We start from the raw sequence: 18,088 nt of genomic DNA, 5'->3' as shown, positions 1-18,088 counted from the left end.
CAACCAATCTTCAGGAAATCAGAGGTGACTAAAGCCAAAAAAACAATGGGAGTGCAGAAAATATTGCTGTCTCCTGAGAAAGACGTTAAGGTATTGTTGAATTACCTTTGTCAGCAATCTGGCAAGCTGTAAAACAGCGGTGTTTACTTAGCTCGCCAGACCTTTTTTAAAACCGGAAAACTTTTAACCGGAAAATTCGACTTATCCTTTGAACCGTCAGTTTCAAAGTCAATGGTTGCTAAGTCGTTGCCATCAACACCAATGCAGCAGACGTTGATGTCGGTCACGGAAGCTTTTAAAGGTTTTAAAGAGTTAAGAACTTTGTACTTCAAAGGTCAATTGCATTTTAGACCCAAGCCCCCAGGCTACCTAAAAGGGTCTAAATTGTTTAAAGTAGCTTATCCAAATTCTGGAGGATTAAAACCTACACTCATTAACAATCAGTTGAGATTTTCTCTGGGTTTAACAGTTAAGCGATGGTTTGGAATTTCCGAATTCTTTCTACCTATGCCCTCACACCTGGATTTTTCAAAGGTTAAAGAGTTTACAATTGTTCCTAAAAATGGTGCTTTTTACCTTGAGGTGTCTTATGATGTGGAACTGCAACAACACGATTTAGATAACAATCAAGCGTTGTCTATAGATTTAGGAACTGCTGATAATTTAGCAGCTTGCGTTGATACGTTAGGGAATTCCTTCTTGATTGATGCTCGGGCTATGAAAGCGATGAATCAATTATGGAACAAGAAAGTGGCCACTAGAAAAGAAGGAAAACCTTCAGGCTATTGGGACAATTGGTTAGACCGTGTGACCCGGAAACGCAATCACCAAATGCGTGATGGTATTAACAAAGCTGCCAAGTTAATTGTTGAGCACTGTTTGAAACATGGTATCGGCAATTTAGTAATTGGATGGAACCAAGGTTTTAAATCCAATGCCCATATGGGCAAGTTGAACAATCAGAAGTTTGTTCAAATGCCTTTAGGAAAATTGAAAGACCGATTAAATCAACTGTGTAATTTACACGGTATTAGGTTTACTGAAACTGAAGAAGCGTACACCTCTCAATCCAGTTTTCTTGATGGAGACTCCCTGCCCAAGTATGGTGAAAAACCGCCTGAGTGGAAAGCATCTGGAAAACGAATTAAACGTGGCTTGTATCAATCTGGTGACGGAACAGTGATAAATGCAGACCTAAATGGTTCGGCGAATATTCTCAGAAAAGTAGTCAGTAAGTTGGGTGTAAACCTCAACCAACTGAATAGACGGTGTTTGACTACCGTAGCGAGAGTTAGACTTTGGGTATTACCTAAGCCTGCTCTGTCAGTAGAATCTCAGCGTCTTCAGACCTGAGAGTGTCAACAAGCCTTGTCCGAATGGGCCGAAGAGGAAGATAGAACGATCGCAAACCTGCTTTCCCATGTGGCCGCTAAAGCAGTCAGAGAACGCCAAGAACAGAAAAAAGATAAATCAGAAAGCGATCGCCATAATTAAAAAAGAGCAATCCCATCCGCGTCCATCCGCGTCCATCCGCCTACATCTGCGGTTAAAAAAACAACCATCGCCCCTCAAAAAATAAGGTGGGCCGCAGCCCACCCTACTCATATTATTTCGCAGTTACCAACTGTGCCGGCAGCCGCTTAAACGCCAACCTTTCATTCTCGATATCCACAAAAATGGTATCGCCGTCAGCAAAATCTCCCCGCAAAATACCCTTCGCCATTTGCGTTTCCAACTCGCGTTGAATTCCCCGCTTCAGAGGCCGCGCACCGTAAACCGGATCGTAACCAATTTCTGCTAAGAAATCGATCGCAGATTCCGACAGCTTCAGAGACATCTTGCGTTCAGCTAACCGTTTTTCCAAGCGCTTGACTTGCAACAGCACAATCTGCCGCAATTCGCGCTTGCTCAAACCGTGGAAGATAATCATCTCATCAATCCGGTTCAAGAATTCTGGGCGGAAAGTTCCCCGCATCGCTTCCATCACCCGACTGCGCATTAGTTCGTTATCTCCCGCCACATCTAAAATGTATTGAGAGCCGACATTCGATGTCATAATAATCACAGAGTTCTTAAAGTCTACTGTGTGACCTTGAGCGTCGGTAACGCGGCCGTCATCCAAAATTTGCAGCATGATGTTGAAGACATCCGGGTGCGCTTTCTCTATTTCATCGAATAGAATCACGGAGTAAGGACGGCGGCGCACAGCCTCAGTTAATTGTCCGCCTTCATCGTAGCCGACGTATCCCGGAGGCGCACCAATTAACCGCGAAACCGCGTGTTTTTCCATGTATTCCGACATATCAATTCGCACGATCGCTTCTTCGGTGTCGAACAGATAAGCGGCTAATGCTTTCGCCAACTCGGTTTTACCAACACCCGTCGGGCCGAGGAAGATAAAACTCGCAACCGGACGATTGGGATCGGCTAAACCTGCGCGCGATCGCTGAATTGCATCTGCAACCGCCGTCACCGCTTCATCCTGTCCGATTACCCGCTTGTGCAATTCATCTTCCAAGTGCAGAAGTTTCTGCATTTCCGATTCAACTAACTTGCTGATCGGAATTCCCGTCCACTTGGAAATAATCTCGGCAATGTCACCTTCTGTAACTTCTTCCCGCAGCAAACTTTTACCTGTGGTTTGAGTTGCTGACAGTTGAGATTCAGCTTGTTGCAGTTGTTTTTGCAATTCGGTTAACTTGCTATATTTCAACTCAGCAGCGCGGTTCAGGTCATATTTTAATTCAGCTTGCTGAATTTCAATATTCACCTTATCAATCTGTTCTTTAATCTTTTGAATGCTGCCGATGACACCTTTTTCAGATTGCCACTGGGCATTCAAACCGTTTTGGTGTTCCTTGAGGTTGGCTAAGTCTTTTTCCAGTCTTTCCAAGCGTTCCATCGAAGCAGAGTTACTTTCTTTTTGCAGCGACAGTCTTTCCATTTCTAGCTGCAAAATCCTGCGGTCGATTTCGTCTAGTTCTTCCGGCTTGGAGGTAATCTCCATTTTGAGTTTAGCTGCTGCTTCGTCCACTAAGTCAATGGCTTTGTCTGGAAGGAAGCGATCGCTAATATATCGAGTAGATAAAGTAGCCGCCGCCACTAGGGCGCTGTCAGAAATTTTCACACCGTGGTGAACTTCGTACCGTTCTTTCAAGCCCCGCAAAATCGAGACAGTATCTTCAACTGTCGGTTGGTCAACATAAACTTGTTGAAAACGGCGTTCTAGTGCCGCATCTTTTTCGAGGTACTTGCGGTATTCGTCGAGAGTTGTAGCGCCGATACAGCGCAATTCTCCCCTCGCTAACATGGGTTTAAGCAAGTTGCCGGCATCCATCGATCCTTGAGTTGCGCCAGCACCGACAACAGTGTGAATTTCATCGATAAATAAGATGACTTTGCCGTTGCTGTCGGTAACTTCTTTGAGCACTGCTTTCAAGCGTTCTTCAAATTCTCCCCGGAATTTTGCACCTGCAATTAAAGCGCCCATATCTAAGCTAATTAATTGTCGGTCTTTGAGAGATTGTGGCACATCTCCGGTGATAATTCGCTGGGCGAGTCCTTCGGCGATCGCAGTTTTGCCGACTCCCGGTTCCCCAATCAATACCGGGTTATTTTTGGTGCGGCGGCTCAAAATTTGAATGGTGCGGCGGATTTCGTCATCCCGTCCGATTACTGGATCGAGTTTGCCTTGACGCGCGGCTTCAGTCAAGTCTCGGCCGTATTTTTCCAGCGCTTCGTATTTGCCTTCTGGATTTTGATCTGTCACTTTGTTGTTCCCCCGGACTTGGGCAATAATATCTTTGAGCTTGGCTTCATCTAGTTTAAATTCTTGTAGTAGATTTCTGCCGAAGCGATCGTCCTTAACGTAACCTAGTATCAAATGCTCGATCGAAATAAATTCATCGCCGTACTCTTTTCGGTAAGTGTCGGCGCGATCGAGCAAAGTGTCGAGAGAACGACCTAGATAAACGTTGCCGCCGCTTCCAGTGATTTTGGGCTGGCGGCTGATAAACTCATCAGTTCGATCGCGCAATTTTGCTACAGAAACTCCAGCTTTGTTAAACAAGCTGCTAGCGAGTCCCGATTCTTGTTCCAGCAAAGCTTTCATCAAGTGTTCGCTTTCTAGCTGCTGCTGCTGAGCTGCTTTGACGAGTTCGGGAGTGCGGGCGAGGGCTTCCCAGGCTTTTTCAGTAAATTGGTTTGGATTATTTGGTTGCATAAATTTTAATTCCCTGCATTAAAAATGATGGCTGCTGTAGAGGCAATTGCTTGATTCCTCGTACAATTGTCATTGTAGGGAGTTAGTGGCGGGCGATCGGATCGGTGTTCCCCTCTCTGTAGATAGGTATTTCCGTCCTATGTAGCAGTGTCGCGCAGGGAAAAGGAAACTGTCGTGCCTAAAAGTTGCACTTTGATGAATTAGCAAGTTGAGTTTAAGCCGAAAGCGATCGAAGATTTAGAATCTTTGCCAGCGGAAGTACAAATCCGAGTTTTGACTAATATTGAGTTGATGTAAAATAACTTGACGGGGGATATGAAACGCTTAACAAACTATAAGCCATAATATCGGCGGCGGGTAAAAGATTACCCAGTTTTATTTGAAATTGAGGAAGATGTTTTGGTAATCTACCGCGTCAAACATCGAAAAGATGCTTACTCTTAAACACCTGGAAGAAATATCCATGATTCAGTTACATCGTGAGTTTATTACCAATAACGGCAAAAAATAATTTGCAGTGATACGTTACGAAGAATTTGAAGCACTGCAAGCATTAATTGCTGACATAGAAGATTTGATGGACTTGAGGGCGACCAAAGAGGAAGATGCAAATCAGCCTTCTGTGCCCTTAGCAGAGGTGAAGAGAAAGTTAGGATTATAGAGGGTTGTGGTGGCGATTAGTATGCAATTTAACCCTCAATCTAACAGAATCTGTGGCCGAACTTCCATCCATCGATCGCTTAAATCCGTTACAGAAACCGTTGCCGAACTTCCCTCATGCCTGCATAACCACCCGTTCCGGGAGACTGACAATAAAAGTGGAACCTTTACCGTCCTGGCTTTCGACGCTAATTTCGCCGCCGAGAATTTGACACAAACGCTGGCTAATTGTCAGTCCCAAACCCGTCCCTCCGTATTTGCGGGTAGTCGAGGCATCAGCTTGGGTAAAAGGTTTGAATATCTGTTCCAATTGTTCGTCCGTCATCCCGATGCCGGTGTCGCTGACTCGAAACATTAAAACTTGAGAGTTGTAGTTTGAACCTGAGTAAAAATCATTATTTTTATTTTGTTTCGCCGATCTTGATTTTTCAATTATAATTCTTTCGACGCCGATAGTAATGACCCCTTTCTCGGTAAATTTGGCAGCGTTGCTGAGCAAGTTGAGAAGAATTTGCCGCACTTTCGGTTGGTCGGCATACATTGTGCCGAGTTCGCCTTTGGTTTTCAGTGCTAAAGCATTGCCTTTTTTCTCTACTAGCGGTTGAGCCGTAGTCATCACTTCTTCAATCATGGTCGCCACGTCGAAGTTTTCTAAATAAAGGGTGACGTGACCGGCTTCTATTTTGGAAATGTCGAGGATGTCGCTGATCATGTCGAGCAGGTGTTTGCCTGCGGTTTGAATTTTTTCTAAGTCGGGGAGAAAATCTTCGGAACCGGAATCTTGAGCATCTTCTTGCAGCATTTCGCTGTAGTTAATGATGGCATTGAGGGGTGTACGGAGTTCGTGGCTCATGTTGGCGAGAAATGCACTTTTGGAGCGGTTGGCAGCTTCGGCTGCTACTTTTGCTTCGTGCAAGTCTTCTGTATATTCTGCTACCCGCTGTATGAGTTCGTTGAGCGAAATTGCTAGCCTTCCCACTTCGTCGGAAGTAGTGACGGGTACTTGCAAATCAAAGTTTGATTCTTCGGTAACTCGCTGGGCGATGAGGGTGGTGGCTTCTAAGGGGCGGGCGATCGCCGCGCTGGTGTATCGTGCAAGTAAGGCTGCGATACCGGCGGATACTGCTAGAGAGCACACCAGAATCAGAGTTCCAAGTTGTTCTGCTTCCTCGTAGGTTCTAAATGCCTGATCTGCTTTCTCGCGAAAGTTGCCGGCCAGTTTGGCTGAATCCTCGGAAAACACTTTGAGTTTTATAGCAGTTTCGCCAGCCACAAAATTGTTCAAGTTCCGCCCCAAAGCCTGCTGCTGCTTTGGATTTAAACCAGATAATTTCGCAGTTGCCAACAATTTTTGTACTTGTTGAAAGTATGATTCTACGGTTTTGCCGTGGGTTTGAGCGAACTGTTGAAGCAGTTGGTAGTCTTTGGCAATCTCGGGATTCTTCGTCGGTGGAAAGGTTTGCAGTTGTTCGAGGATGCCGCTCATCTGAGCAACGCGAGTCAGGAACTCCGAGCGTTGGCGATCGAAAATTTGCGGTTTTGCCGTCAGACTCGCGAGCTCTTGCTGGTGAATTCTGACTTCCTGCACCGTGTTATTGAGGTTTGTCAGGATTTCCGCTTTATCTCGGTCGATCGCGAGTTTTTCTCTAACTTGCTGTTTGTGATAGGATTCTACTCCCCGTCCGGCCACAGCACCCAAAACGGCAATACCAATGACCAAGGCGTATCCGCAGCCGATTTTCTGCCTGATGCCCAAGCGGCCCAACAGACTTTTTAACCCTAATTGAGGAAGGTTCTGCAGTTGATTTTTCAAGGCTAAGGTTAAAGACATGGGCAATGTACTCGTCACCTTTGAGAGGCACCATCTATATTCTAATTGATGCCTGCGTGAGGGTAAATAAAGTTCTGGTTTCAGGCCCGATTTCGGCAGTTATGGGGTCTTTGCAGGGTTCCACGGCTCGATCGGCTTGACAGTTTGGAGGAGCTATGCCTAACAAATTATAGCCGAAGCAAGAAGGAAGAAACAGTCAAAGGCAAGGTTTCATTAATTAAGAACGTCCTCACCGTCGGGCGCGGTTGCGAGATAAGTGGCGAGTTATAAGTTGCAAGTTATGAGTTAGATTTCTGATTCAAAACTCTACTCTACTCGCAACCCACAACTCTATCGCTGTTCCTCTACTGGCAAAGTCGAAATTGTGCTATATCAGCAGGAATTCTTGAAGCATTAGGTACGTTTGCAGAGGCAGGAACGAAGATTCCCAGGCCGTAACTGCAACCCTCTGCCTTCGTGCATTCGCCCGGTTTAGCACTGATTTGATATTCGCCTTGGGATGGGGGAGTAAAAGAGATTGACGCCAGTTCGCCTGTCTTTTGACTCGCAGCTATTTCCTGACCGCTGGCATCCTTGAGAGATAAGTTTAAATCCTGGCAATTTCCGTCGCAAGTGGCAACAAAAACATACTCCACATTAGGATGCAGCGTCGCTCTAAAAGGAGATGAAACTTGCTTGCGAACTTGACCCAGCAACGGCACAAATACTAATTTTTGACCGTTGCTTTTCCGCTGGTCAACTTCTGTTTTCAAGCGACAAACAACCGTTTTTTGGTCGTCGGTCAGTTCTTGAGCAATAGCATTTCCTACGATTGCAGTACCGAGGAGCAGGGCCATGCCGGAAATAACCAGATGTTTGATATTCATTGATGTCCGGTAAAGTTAATTTTTGGGTGATTGCAATAGACCGCTTTTGTCAGCAGTATATTGATTTATCTGGAGCCTATCACATTTGTTGACTTTTCAAAAAAAAAGCTCCGATCAAAGTGCGATCGAACTCATGTCTGGTTTTAGATGAATCTGGCGTCAGCTATCGCCGAAACTCCACAGATTGCGGGCGGTACGAGCAAAACCTCGTCCTACTTCTATTGTACTAAATTAGGACGCTCCGCATCCGCTGAGCAACCAGTTTCTCAGCGGATGCGGAGCAGCTAAACCTAAGATTTATGGTATAGACCGGGTTTAACAAGACCTGAGTGAGCCCAAGACTGTACATCTCTGATACAGGTTCGCAGGTTCCATGTCAATAACATAATCCTGTCCCTGTCCATATACAAATAGGTTGAAACTTGTGGCTGTACTAGACGAAAAAAACTCCGAAGGCAAGAGTTAGTTCGGACTTTTACCCTCTTCCTTCTTCCGGCTTCCATCGGGCTTCTTCCTTCTTTCCATCATGTATCACTGTTCCGAAATTTCCACGCGGGAACAAACTTAGAATCTCCCCAAACGCCGCGGCGATTTTTCTTAGCTTCGGCCTCCGCTTGTTCCAGAAGACTTGCACTCGGACAGTTTTTCAAGTAAGGACGGTAAACCATTGCTAATCCTTCGCGGATCAAAACTTCTTGGGCAAAGGTGCCGTTTGGCAAGCGAACTTCGCTAACTTTGCGGCCGTAGCGGTCAGTATCGGTGACGGTCAAAACAATGCGACCGCCCCCTTGTTTGACTAGCTGCTGCATTCTTTGGTGCGCTAGGTTTCCCCACTTAAATTGATTTTTTTTTGCTGCTGCTTTGCTATTTTTCTCAGCATTGGTGTGCGCGACTTCCGGTGCATCTACACAGGCAAAACGCACTTTTATATCTTTCCCAGCGGCATCGCTAGCAACAAGGGTGTCGCCGTCGCTGACTCGCTTTACAGGATAGTTGTTGGGCGCTAGCTTTTGCGGACACCCGAATAGTAGCAATAGCAGAGCAACTGCACTTAAGGTTTTTATTTTTGGGAAAATGGCGATTTTAGTTTGGCTCATAGTTCGGTGTGTCTCTTAGTTTACATTTATGTGGTGAATTTAATTAACCGATCGCACTTTCAGTCTTTCCCTAACGCCAAGCGTGAAAAACCATCCGGGCGCACGTACCGCTAGCTTGCGAAATATTAACAGCTTTGATGTCGCGGAATCCTGCACTTTCCAGCATCCCTTTCACCGCCAGAGCATTTGGCCCGAACCAATTCGTCGGGTCATTATTCAGTTCGCCGCCACAGTAAAACGCCGCTGCCGGTCTTTGACAATCAAGCATATCGACGTGAGTTTCTAATATTAACTGCTTGCCGGTGACGCTGAAAACTCGATCGAGAGCCAGCAGGGGATGCCTCATGTGGTAAAGCACTCCCAAGAACAAAACCAAATCAAAAACCCCTACTTTCTCGGGCGAAAGGTCGAGCACGTCTATCTCCATATCTTCAACTTGAGACTTGAGGACTCTGCGCGCCAACTCAAATCCTCCTTTGCCAACATCGGGGGATTGCCAAACAAAGGAATCTGTAGCCAAAACGCGCTTAGCCCCGCGCCTTTCTGCGGCAAAAGAGTAAAATCCATCCCAAGCACCGACATCTAAAACAGTCATTCCTGCTAAACTTTCGGGAAGTCCAATTTTTTCTTCTGTTTGGGGAGAAGAGGTTTTACCGCCACCCGGAGTGATGACTCCGCAACCGAGGTCAATGCAGTGATGCCAAGTGGGAATTTTTGCTACTTCTGCTTTTAGCAGCAATCTTTCGATATCTTGTAAAGAAACAATCTCCGCAGGTGCGGCTTGCGGGCTTGGCAATTGCTGAGTTTTGGCACATAGCTTGTCAAAATCTTGGCGGTAGACGGCTAATTCTTCAACCAAGCTTTCGGATAAAGGAGTGCCGCTGTCTTGCAGTTTTTGAGCTGCTTGAGAAAAGCGCAAGTTTAAATCGGTGGCGCGTTTTTTTAAATCGTTTAACTGCTGCCACAAAGTTTGTGTTTCGGCTGTCATCATCTTGTTTTTTATCCCAAAAGTGCGGTTGCTGCTGTCTATTTAGTTTCCATCCAATTTTGCCCGGCGTGGATGTCAACTATCAGCGGTACGGTAAGTGGCAGAGCATTTTCCATCGCAGTTCTAATTTTCGGCTGCAATTCTTCCCATTCATCGGGAGGTACTTCAAAGATTAATTCGTCGTGAACTTGCAGCAGCAGCCGCGCCTGATAGTTTTGCAAAATTTTGTGTACCTCAATCATGGCAAGTTTAATGATATCAGCACTAGAGCCTTGAATGGGAGCGTTGGCTGCCGCCCGCAAAGATTGGGCATCATCTCTGCTGAGAGATTTAAGTCTATCAGAGTGAATGTCTTGGGGATTGCGGCCTTTTAAGTCGCGGATGCTTTCGCTCTCGAAGTTCAAGTAGCGACGGCGGCCTAGAATTGTGGTGACGTATCCGAGGGCGATCGCCTCTTTTTTTACTTTCTCCAAATATTCAAATACTTTACTGTAACGCTGGTTAAATCGTTCAATAAACTTTTTACCGTCTGCTGAAGTTTTGCCCATCGATCGCCCAAATTTAATCGCCCCCATACCGTAAATTACTCCAAAATTAATCGTCTTGCCAAACCGTCTTTCGTCCGGCGTTACTTCCTCCTTTTCAAACAGCAGTTGAGCAGTCACGGTATGCACATCTCGGTTATTTTGGTAAGCTTCAATTAACACAGGTTCTTGACTCAAGTGAGCCAAAATTCGCAGTTCAATTTGAGAATAGTCAGCCGACACCATCACCCAACCTGCTTCCGGCAAAAAAGCCTTGCGAATTTGTCGCGAAAACTCGGTGCGGATGGGAATATTTTGTAAATTTGGATTGGAAGAAGAAAGCCTTCCCGTACCCGTTGCAGTTTGGTTGAAATCTGTATGCACTCGCCCGGTATCAGCACGAACTAACTGCGGCAAAGCATCGACATAAGTTGATTTCAACTTGGATAATGTTCGGTGTTCTAATAAATCGTCTACAATCGGGTGGTCTCCTTGCAATTTATCCAATACAGCGGCGTCTGTAGAGTATCCCGTCTTAGTTTTGCGAGACTTTTTCTGAAACTCATCCGGGATTTTTTCTAACAATATTTCGCTGAGTTGTTTTGGGGAACCTAAATTAAACTTTCTCCCCGCTGCTTGATAAGTTTTTTCTTCTATTTCTTTTAAGCTCTTTTCTAGCTGTTGCGATAATTCTTGCAGATATGCTGAATCAATGCGAATTCCGCAGTATTCCATTTCTGCTAAAACTGGTTCTAGGGGCTGTTCTACTTCCAGCAGCAACCGATGTAGAGACTTTCCCGGAAAGTTAGCTTCATCAGCTTTATCCAATTCTGCTCTAAGTTTATTTACTAACCCAAATGTGGTGTGAACATCCATGCCGCAGTAGTCGGCTACCGCCGGAATACTGATGTCAGCAATTGTTTTGTTTTTCGGCACTAATTCATTGTAACTTTTGGCGACAATGCCTAAGTATTTCCTTGACAATTCGCTGAGACTGTGGCTAGTTTCTGGGTTGAGTACGTAACTGGCTAGCATGGTGTCGAAGACGACTCCGGCTAGTTTGATTCCCTGACAGCGCAGGATCGATCGATCGAACTTAGCATTTTGCAGCGCCTTGGGATAATTCTCGCTTTCCAAAATCGGACGCAAAGCATTTAAAACTGTGGCTTTGTCTAAGTTTTTGCCCGTTTTATGTCCCGTGGGAATGTAAGCGAGATCCTCTTTGCCGGTTCCCCAACAGCACCCAATTCCGACTAATTCGGCGTCTCGCGGTTCGATCGCGGTGGTTTCGGTATCCCACGCCACGGGTGAGGCTTTGTCGGTGCAGGTTTGCAGCAGTTGGACTAATTCGTTTAACTGTTCGGTTGTTTGAATTATTCTGGGTTGAATTGGCAGTTTATTTTCCTGCTGGGCCGCTTTAGTTTCTGCGGCACTAAAAAACCACAAGTCGTCGTCTTCGTGTTCTGAACTTTCAGATGTTGGAGGTGACTTATCTATTGTGGGGCGGGCATCTTCCCCGCCCAAAGCAACAGGCAAGATGCCTGTTCCACTCTCCATTGAATTGATTGTGGGGTGGGCATCTTCCCCGCCCAAAGCAACAGGCAAGATGCCTGTTCCACTGTCGATTGAATTGATTGTCGGGTGGGCATCTTCCCCGCCCTTTTCCAATGGTTGTTCTACACCGCCGAACCGTTTTTGAATTTGCTTTACTTTCCCTAAAAATGTCTTAAATTCCAATTTTTCCAGCATGGGAATCAAGGCGGATTCATCAAAACCTTTGAGCTGGCAATTTTCTAAATCTACTTCTAAGGGCACGTCTTGGACAATTGTCGCCATGCGTTGAGAATGATAAGCAGCTTCTTTGCCTTCTTCTAGCTTTTTCTTAGTTGCGCCTTTAATTTCATCTATAGCAGCATAAATTCCGTCGAGGGAATTGTAAGCTTCCAGCAGTTGCAGGGCGGTTTTGTCGCCGATGCCTTTGACTCCGGGAATGTTATCGGATTTGTCACCGCAGAGGGCTTTGTAATCTACTACTTGTTCTGGCAAAATGCCGAGTTTGGCTTTGACTTCTTCCGGGCCGTATTCTTGGGATTTGCCTTTTCCCGATCGCCTGAGTTCATCGGTACTCAAATACAATACGCTGATTTGTTTTTCGGTTTCTACTAATTGAAACAAATCTCGATCGCCCGTGAGGATTTTGACCTGATAACCGGCCGCGCTGGCTTTGTTTGCCAAAGTTCCCAAAACATCGTCCGCCTCAAAACCGGGAGCAGTTATGGCAGGTAAATTCAAATAGCTGAGGAGTTCTTGCAGGTTTTTGATATCGGGAATAAAATCTTCGGGAGTTTCGGCACGACCGGCTTTGTAAGTTTCGTCTGCTTCATGGCGAAATGTGGGTGTGGCGAGGTCAAAGGCGATCGCCATGTACTGGGGGTCGTGGGCCGCCATTACTTCCAGCAGCGACTTGAGAAAGCCAAAACAGACGCTGGTGGGAATGCCCGTCGTAGTTCGCAAACCCCCATCTCGGCTTTTGGCAAAGGCGAAGTAGGAGCGAAAGGCCAAGGAGTGGCCGTCAACTAGGATGAAGGTGGGAGCTTGATTTTCCGACACAGACACAGTTACCGATCGCACGAAAGGATTTTCTCATTGTAGCCAGTTGTCAGTCTGCATCGATCGACCGGAAGGATGGCCCGCAGACTTGAGGACGCTTGACACTCGATCGGCGATCGGCTTAATGTGCAGCTTGGCTGAGAATAGTAGAAGATGTGAAGTACGATTCCCTACGGGATAGCTTCGCTTCACGCAAATTTACCAACACCAGCCGATCGAAGCCTATGGCTGACATTAATCGATGCTACGAAATCCTCGAAATTGAGCCGGGAGCTTCCCTAGAAGAAATTAAGCGCGCTTACAGGGATTTAGCGTTTGTGTGGCATCCCGATCGGTTTGCCCACAACGATCGCCTGCAACAAAAAGCTCACCAAAGATTAACAGAAATTAATGAAGCTTACCAGCAGTTGGTGTTGTTTCTGAGTCAGCCTGAATCATCGAGGTCGATCGAAAAACAGTTTCAGCAGCCGCCACCCCCTGCGCCTGAAAAACCGCTGAGAAGGCGTTCTGGAAAATCAGCCGCCAGGCCTGGTTCTGGGCGCAGTCAAACCCGCCCAAAAGCCGCCTCCAAAAAATTTCCAACTCAAAAGAATTCTTCAAGCAAGAAACGATTTACAGCTCAAAATCGCCAAGCGTGGCGGGGAAGAAAGCAAGTTGGACGAAGCGTGGCGAGGAAAGCACGGCCATCTCAAAACTATCCAAAGCTGATGTCGAAAAGAAAAAAAGAATTTTCAACTCAATACTCAAAACCGCGGCCATCTCAAAACTATTCAAGCTTTCCTTGGGGGCCGCTGGCAATCGCCGTGGCGAGTTACGCTTTGACCGGTTGGATTTTGACGGTATCAACCGCCCCGCTGTGGATGTGGGCTTTAATCTGCGGTGCAGATTGGCTGTGGGCGGCGATTTTGGTAGCCGAGGGTTCGGCAACGCCCAGAGTGTGGCTGGCGGCGTTAGTTTTGGCGGGGGCGGTGGGGGGGTCGATCGCCGGTTTTAAGGCGGGAGGAACGGTGACGGGGGCTGCTTGGGGCGCAGTTGGCGCAGGTTTGGGGGCGATCGCCAGTTCCGAGGCAGAGTCTCGGGCTGTGGCTGTAGTTTTAGCCGTAGCGGGAGTGGTGACCGTGGTGGGATTGATGGCTGGAACGGGTTCTGGGGATTGGGTCAAGGCGTTGGTGGCGGCCGTGTGTTGGGCGATTGTCGGCTTGACGTGCGGGCTGGCGGTGGAAGTAGCCGTGAATTCTGGCGGCCCCGTCGGGTTCGGAGGTGCGATCGGGCTGGGGATTGGGGCGTGGGCGGGGGCTTGGGCTGGGGCGGGTTCGGGGGCGATCGCCCAAGCCTCGATCTTTGCCGGGTCTAAGACTGTTTATGGCGCTTGGGCTGCGATCGGGATTATTGCTGGAGTTGTGGCGCGGATGGTAGCTGGAGAAAGGTCGATCCACACTGGTAGCGGGCTTTACACGTTTACCCTGTTGGTGGCTACTTCCGGTTTCGGGCTGTGGCTGGGAAGTTGGTTGGTCGATCGTATGTTTTGAATTAATCATCAGTCATCAGTCATCAGTCATTAGGGAAAATTACCAATTCCCAATTACCAATTAATTACCAATTAATTACCACTAATTACCACCAATTACCACCAATTACCAATTACCAATTACCAATTCTCCATTTCCATCAATAATTAATGTAAAATCTGTGACAGGAATTTCTTTGTCCGCTCGTTAGAAGGATTGTTAAAAAACTTATCGGGAGTAGTATCTTCCACCAGCACACCATCAGCTAGGAAGATAATGCGATCGGCGACTTCACGGGCAAAGCCTACTTCATGGGTAACGCAAACCATCGTCATGCCGCTATCCGCCAGACCTCGCATTACTTGCAACACTTCCTGCACCATTTCTGGGTCAAGGGCTGAAGTCGGCTCATCAAAAAGCATCACTTTAGGACGCATGGCTAGAGCGCGAGCGATCGCCACCCGTTGTTGTTGACCACCCGACAACTGTCCGGGATATTTGTTTGCTTGGTGAGCAATCCCGACTCGCTCCAGCAGTTCCATGCCCAACTTGTCAGCCTCTGGTTTAGACATTCCGCGCAAGTGGAGCGGCGCTAGAGTGACATTGCCCAAAATTGTCAGGTGAGGAAACAGGTTAAATTGCTGAAACACCATCCCCACCTCGCGCCGCACCATTTCAATGTTTTTAGCATCGTGCGAAATCAGCGTCCCATCAATCTCAATGCTGCCTTTTTGGTATGGTTCTAACGCATTGAAGGTACGAATAAAGGTGGATTTGCCAGAGCCCGATGGCCCCATTAACACCACCACCTCGCCTTTATTTACAGTCAAGCTGATTCCTTTGAGTACATGAAACCCATTGCTATAGGTTTTTTCGACATTTTTAGCGATGATGATTGGCTCTAAGCGATTGCTTAACCCGGTGGCTAGATTGGCGCTAGATTGGGAGTCGTACATTTTAATATTTTCCTGGAGATATGTTTGGGAATTCGAGATCGATCGTTGATTCGTTTTGTTGATTTGCCGTTGACCTAAGTTGCTGGAGGAGGGGTCAAGTCTGGCAGCGGCTCGCCAAACCATTTCAACGAAAGTTCATTTAATTTGCCAGACTGCTTCATGTCATCAATAATGTTGTCAAGTTTTGCTACTAGCTTTAGGTCTCCTTTACGAACACCGACATAGCAGGGTGAGTTTTTCATGATGAACTTGTTTTCAATTTTGATATTGGGATTATCGCGAATTACTTTGGCAGCGACGACATTCCCAGTAGCAATCAGTTCTACTTGACCTGATATCAAAGCAGATGCAGTTAAACTGTTGCTAGAAAATCGTTTGACTAGAGGCGCTTGGTCTGGCGATAGCTTGGAAATTTCTAAATCTTCTAAAGAACCTTGAGCAACGCCAAGCGATCGTCCTTTTAGATCGTTGAGTGAGGGCGCTTTGATATCTGGACTGCCATACACCCCTGAAAAAAATGGCGCATAGGGCTTGGAAAAATCAATAATTTTGGCGCGAGCTGGATTTTTGCCCAAACTGGAGATCACGATATCAACGCGATCGGTCTGAAGAAACGGAATGCGATAGTTGCCGATCACAGGCACTAACTCCGATTTGACTCCCAAAGCCTTGGCGATCTCGTTTGCCACATCGATGTCATAGCCTTGCGGCTGCATATCGAAACTCATCGATCCAAACGGCGTAAAGTCATTGGGAACTGCTACTTTGATCGCTCCTGCTGCCATGATTTTGTCTAAAGTTTTATCTGGATCGCCCTTAGGAGGTACAACTGCCGAAGGGTTAAACACAGCCATTGAGGTTATGGACTTAGTTGGGCTTGAGCAAGCAGCAATGCTCACAGTCAGAATCAAACTGGCGAGAAATAACGCGATCGCCCGATGCCATTTGTTGGGAATCAATTCCTTAAATATTTTCATCATCAGCAACACTCCAAATATCCCTCTGGTTGATATTTCTATGATTTGTAGTTGAGTTGCTTCTCCAACCGCTGACTCCAAAGAGATAGCGGATAGCAAAGAATAAAATAAATTAGACCAGCTATCGAAAAGACCAAGAGTGAGTTCAATGTGACATTATTAATCTCAGAAGCGACACGAGATACCTCAGAGAACCCAATTACTGATGCCAGCGAAGTCCCTTTAATTACCTGCACGAGGAAGCCGACAGTCGGTGCGATCGACATTTTAAGCGCTTGGGGCAGAACGATTAACTCTAGCTGTTTAGAATAGCCAAACCCCAACGCTGAGGCAGCTTCCCACTGTCCTGCAGGAACAGCTTCTATCGAGCCGCGCCAGATATCTGCTAGAAATGAACTGGTAAAAGCCGTCAGAGCAATGGTAGCGGCTGCAAGTGGCGATAAATTTATCCCAAAAACCACCGACATACCGAAAAATGCCAGAAAAAGCTGTAAGAGTAATGGTGTTCCTTGAAAGAACTCGATATAGATCAGACTTAAGCCTTTAATCCACTTGTTGGGAGATATCCGCATCAGCATCAATAAAAAACCAACAATTCCGCCTACAACAAAGGCGATGATAGACAAGATAATTGTCCATTTTGCCGCCACCACCAAGTTAATGAATATCTGCGGTACTGTAAATCCATTCATTTTATCTTTCCAATTAACTATCGTCGATACTGTGCAAACTTAAAAAATCGCCGCTCAATGAGATAGGAAATTCCTTTGATCGTCCAAACGATCGCTAAATAAATGAGCGATATGGCAAAGTAAACCTCAAAACTGCGAAAAGTCCGAGAATTGAGAAAATCTCCTGCAAAAGTTAAGTCCTCCGTGGCAATCTGAGACACAACACTCGTAAATAACACTGCCAAAATCACCTGTCCGATCAGGGCCGGATAAATATTCGCCAAGGCAGGCATCAGAATGATGTACCGAAAAACCGATATCTTGTTGAAGCCAAGTGCCATTCCTGCTTCCGTTTGACCTTTGGTAATGCTCTCGACTCCAGACCGCACAATTTCGGTCGAATAAGCACCAAAGTTTAAAGCAAGTGACAAGATTGATGCTTGCTCTGCCGTTAACTTGATGCCCAAATTTGGCATCCCAAAGAAGATGAAAAACAGTTGGATGATATACGGGGTATTCCGAATAACCTCCACGTAGGCTAAAGCGATCGCATTTTGGATTTTGTTGTCAGAGGTTCTACAGACTGCTCCAATAATGCCTATGACTAGACCGAATGCGATCGCGATAACTGATATCCTGAAGGTCGTTAATGCACCTGCAAATAGCAAAGCAAGATTATCCCAGACAATGGAGAAATCAAACTGATAGCTCATAAGTATTTGGGTACTGAAAGAGTATGAAAGTTTAGAGATAAGACGTAAGCAATCACTAAAGACTGCTCGCAGCGAGCAGAGAATCCTATCTATTAATTTCTAGGAACCTAGCCAAAGTAATTGACTCACCTAACGCCGAACGTTTTAACCTCATAGCCGATCGGATCGGAGATAAGGGGCTTTGCTCCTCTCGGGGTTTTGTGCCCGTCTGCCCGAGGGAGAAAGACTTGGGGAGAGGATTTCAGCTATTTAACGTCTCGGTTGAATAATTGCGTACAGTATGCAAGCTTTAATAAATCGCTTCTGTTACGTTCATTACATTCTTAGGTAATCCTATTATTAATGCTCTGATGAGACCCTGTGGCGTTATCGTTATACCATTTTTTTAAAGATGTGATAGAGATAAAGAATGTAAAATCCAAGACCATCCGGTGAGAAAACCAATGACGCGATCGGTGAAAGATG

14 protein-coding genes and 1 pseudogene are annotated in these 18,088 nt (G+C 46.3%); 4 read left to right on the top strand and 11 right to left on the bottom strand.

Going from position 1 to position 18,088, the window contains the following annotated elements; translation table 11 throughout:
* Window positions 1-144 precede the first annotated feature (144 nt).
* Both E5S67_RS12950 and E5S67_RS34015 read left to right on the top strand, forming a co-directional pair.
* Window positions 145-1,353 (top strand): annotated as a pseudogene (locus E5S67_RS12950) (RNA-guided endonuclease InsQ/TnpB family protein); the annotation flags it as partial.
* Window positions 1,354-1,368: 15 nt separating this feature from the next.
* Window positions 1,369-1,494, top strand: coding sequence for a ribbon-helix-helix domain-containing protein (locus E5S67_RS34015; RefSeq protein ID WP_172187758.1), 126 nt, complete (start codon window positions 1,369-1,371; stop codon window positions 1,492-1,494).
* 112 nt (window positions 1,495-1,606) lie between these two features.
* Here the strand turns inward: E5S67_RS34015 and clpB are convergent, their stop codons facing one another.
* A complete protein-coding gene (gene clpB, locus E5S67_RS12940; RefSeq protein ID WP_172187756.1) occupies window positions 1,607-4,222 on the bottom strand; it encodes an ATP-dependent chaperone ClpB in 2,616 nt (871 codons plus the stop codon).
* Window positions 4,223-4,739: 517 nt separating this feature from the next.
* Here clpB and E5S67_RS12935 point away from each other — a divergent pair.
* Entirely contained in the window at window positions 4,740-4,883 is a 144-nt protein-coding gene (locus tag E5S67_RS12935) for a type II toxin-antitoxin system Phd/YefM family antitoxin (protein WP_246276763.1), read from the top strand.
* Between the two features lie 114 nt (window positions 4,884-4,997).
* Here the strand turns inward: E5S67_RS12935 and E5S67_RS12930 are convergent, their stop codons facing one another.
* From E5S67_RS12930 to E5S67_RS12905, 6 genes are all read right to left on the bottom strand, one after another.
* The gene (locus tag E5S67_RS12930) at window positions 4,998-6,713 is read right to left on the bottom strand and encodes a sensor histidine kinase (RefSeq protein WP_172187754.1); all 1,716 of its coding nucleotides are present in this window, start codon (window positions 6,711-6,713) and stop codon (window positions 4,998-5,000) included.
* A gap of 344 nt (window positions 6,714-7,057) precedes the next feature.
* A complete protein-coding gene (locus tag E5S67_RS12925; RefSeq protein ID WP_172187752.1) occupies window positions 7,058-7,579 on the bottom strand; it encodes a hypothetical protein in 522 nt (173 codons plus the stop codon).
* A gap of 524 nt (window positions 7,580-8,103) precedes the next feature.
* A complete protein-coding gene (locus E5S67_RS12920) occupies window positions 8,104-8,676 on the bottom strand; it encodes a thermonuclease family protein (RefSeq protein WP_172187750.1) in 573 nt (190 codons plus the stop codon).
* Between the two features lie 70 nt (window positions 8,677-8,746).
* Entirely contained in the window at window positions 8,747-9,667 is a 921-nt protein-coding gene (locus E5S67_RS12915; RefSeq protein ID WP_216670407.1) for a DUF1698 domain-containing protein, read from the bottom strand.
* A gap of 35 nt (window positions 9,668-9,702) precedes the next feature.
* On the bottom strand, window positions 9,703-12,819 hold the full coding sequence (polA, locus tag E5S67_RS12910; RefSeq protein ID WP_339382857.1) for a DNA polymerase I: 3,117 nt from the start codon (window positions 12,817-12,819) through the stop codon (window positions 9,703-9,705).
* Between the two features lie 12 nt (window positions 12,820-12,831).
* Window positions 12,832-12,990: a hypothetical protein gene (locus E5S67_RS12905; protein WP_172187748.1), complete on the bottom strand. Its 159-nt coding sequence runs from the start codon at window positions 12,988-12,990 to the stop codon at window positions 12,832-12,834.
* A gap of 32 nt (window positions 12,991-13,022) precedes the next feature.
* On the opposite strand from E5S67_RS12905, the gene E5S67_RS12900 reads away from it, so the two are divergent.
* On the top strand, window positions 13,023-14,327 hold the full coding sequence (locus tag E5S67_RS12900) for a J domain-containing protein (protein WP_172187746.1): 1,305 nt from the start codon (window positions 13,023-13,025) through the stop codon (window positions 14,325-14,327).
* Between the two features lie 146 nt (window positions 14,328-14,473).
* Here the strand turns inward: E5S67_RS12900 and E5S67_RS12895 are convergent, their stop codons facing one another.
* The 4 genes from E5S67_RS12895 to E5S67_RS12880 all read right to left on the bottom strand — a co-directional run bounded on the left by E5S67_RS12895 (window position 14,474) and on the right by E5S67_RS12880 (window position 17,623).
* On the bottom strand, window positions 14,474-15,262 hold the full coding sequence (locus E5S67_RS12895; RefSeq protein WP_172187744.1) for an amino acid ABC transporter ATP-binding protein: 789 nt from the start codon (window positions 15,260-15,262) through the stop codon (window positions 14,474-14,476).
* Window positions 15,263-15,336: 74 nt separating this feature from the next.
* Window positions 15,337-16,338: a transporter substrate-binding domain-containing protein gene (locus tag E5S67_RS12890; RefSeq protein ID WP_246276762.1), complete on the bottom strand. Its 1,002-nt coding sequence runs from the start codon at window positions 16,336-16,338 to the stop codon at window positions 15,337-15,339.
* Window positions 16,278-16,931: an amino acid ABC transporter permease gene (locus E5S67_RS12885; RefSeq protein ID WP_172187740.1), complete on the bottom strand. Its 654-nt coding sequence runs from the start codon at window positions 16,929-16,931 to the stop codon at window positions 16,278-16,280. Before E5S67_RS12885 ends, E5S67_RS12890 begins: the two co-directional genes overlap by 61 nt.
* Before the next feature lie 17 nt (window positions 16,932-16,948).
* Window positions 16,949-17,623: an amino acid ABC transporter permease gene (locus tag E5S67_RS12880; protein ID WP_172187737.1), complete on the bottom strand. Its 675-nt coding sequence runs from the start codon at window positions 17,621-17,623 to the stop codon at window positions 16,949-16,951.
* Window positions 17,624-18,088: the final 465 nt, after the last annotated feature.

Source organism: Microcoleus asticus IPMA8 (genome assembly GCF_013179805.1).
GTDB lineage: Bacteria > Cyanobacteriota > Cyanobacteriia > Cyanobacteriales > Microcoleaceae > Microcoleus > Microcoleus asticus.
This window is presented reverse-complemented; position numbering and strand designations above follow the sequence as displayed.

What these genes read in the sequence shown, in the direction of transcription:
- clpB (WP_172187756.1), bottom strand. Translation starts at nt 4,222, where the DNA reads ATGCAACCAAATAATCCAAACCAATTTACTGAAAAAGCCTGGGAAGCC.
- E5S67_RS12930 (WP_172187754.1), bottom strand. Translation starts at nt 6,713, where the DNA reads ATGTCTTTAACCTTAGCCTTGAAAAATCAACTGCAGAACCTTCCTCAA.
- E5S67_RS12920 (WP_172187750.1), bottom strand. Translation starts at nt 8,676, where the DNA reads ATGAGCCAAACTAAAATCGCCATTTTCCCAAAAATAAAAACCTTAAGT.
- E5S67_RS12895 (WP_172187744.1), bottom strand. Translation starts at nt 15,262, where the DNA reads ATGTACGACTCCCAATCTAGCGCCAATCTAGCCACCGGGTTAAGCAAT.
- E5S67_RS12915 (WP_216670407.1), bottom strand. Translation starts at nt 9,667, where the DNA reads ATGATGACAGCCGAAACACAAACTTTGTGGCAGCAGTTAAACGATTTA.
- E5S67_RS12880 (WP_172187737.1), bottom strand. Translation starts at nt 17,623, where the DNA reads ATGAGCTATCAGTTTGATTTCTCCATTGTCTGGGATAATCTTGCTTTG.
- E5S67_RS12900 (WP_172187746.1), top strand. Translation starts at nt 13,023, where the DNA reads ATGGCTGACATTAATCGATGCTACGAAATCCTCGAAATTGAGCCGGGA.
- E5S67_RS12885 (WP_172187740.1), bottom strand. Translation starts at nt 16,931, where the DNA reads ATGAATGGATTTACAGTACCGCAGATATTCATTAACTTGGTGGTGGCG.
- E5S67_RS12925 (WP_172187752.1), bottom strand. Translation starts at nt 7,579, where the DNA reads ATGAATATCAAACATCTGGTTATTTCCGGCATGGCCCTGCTCCTCGGT.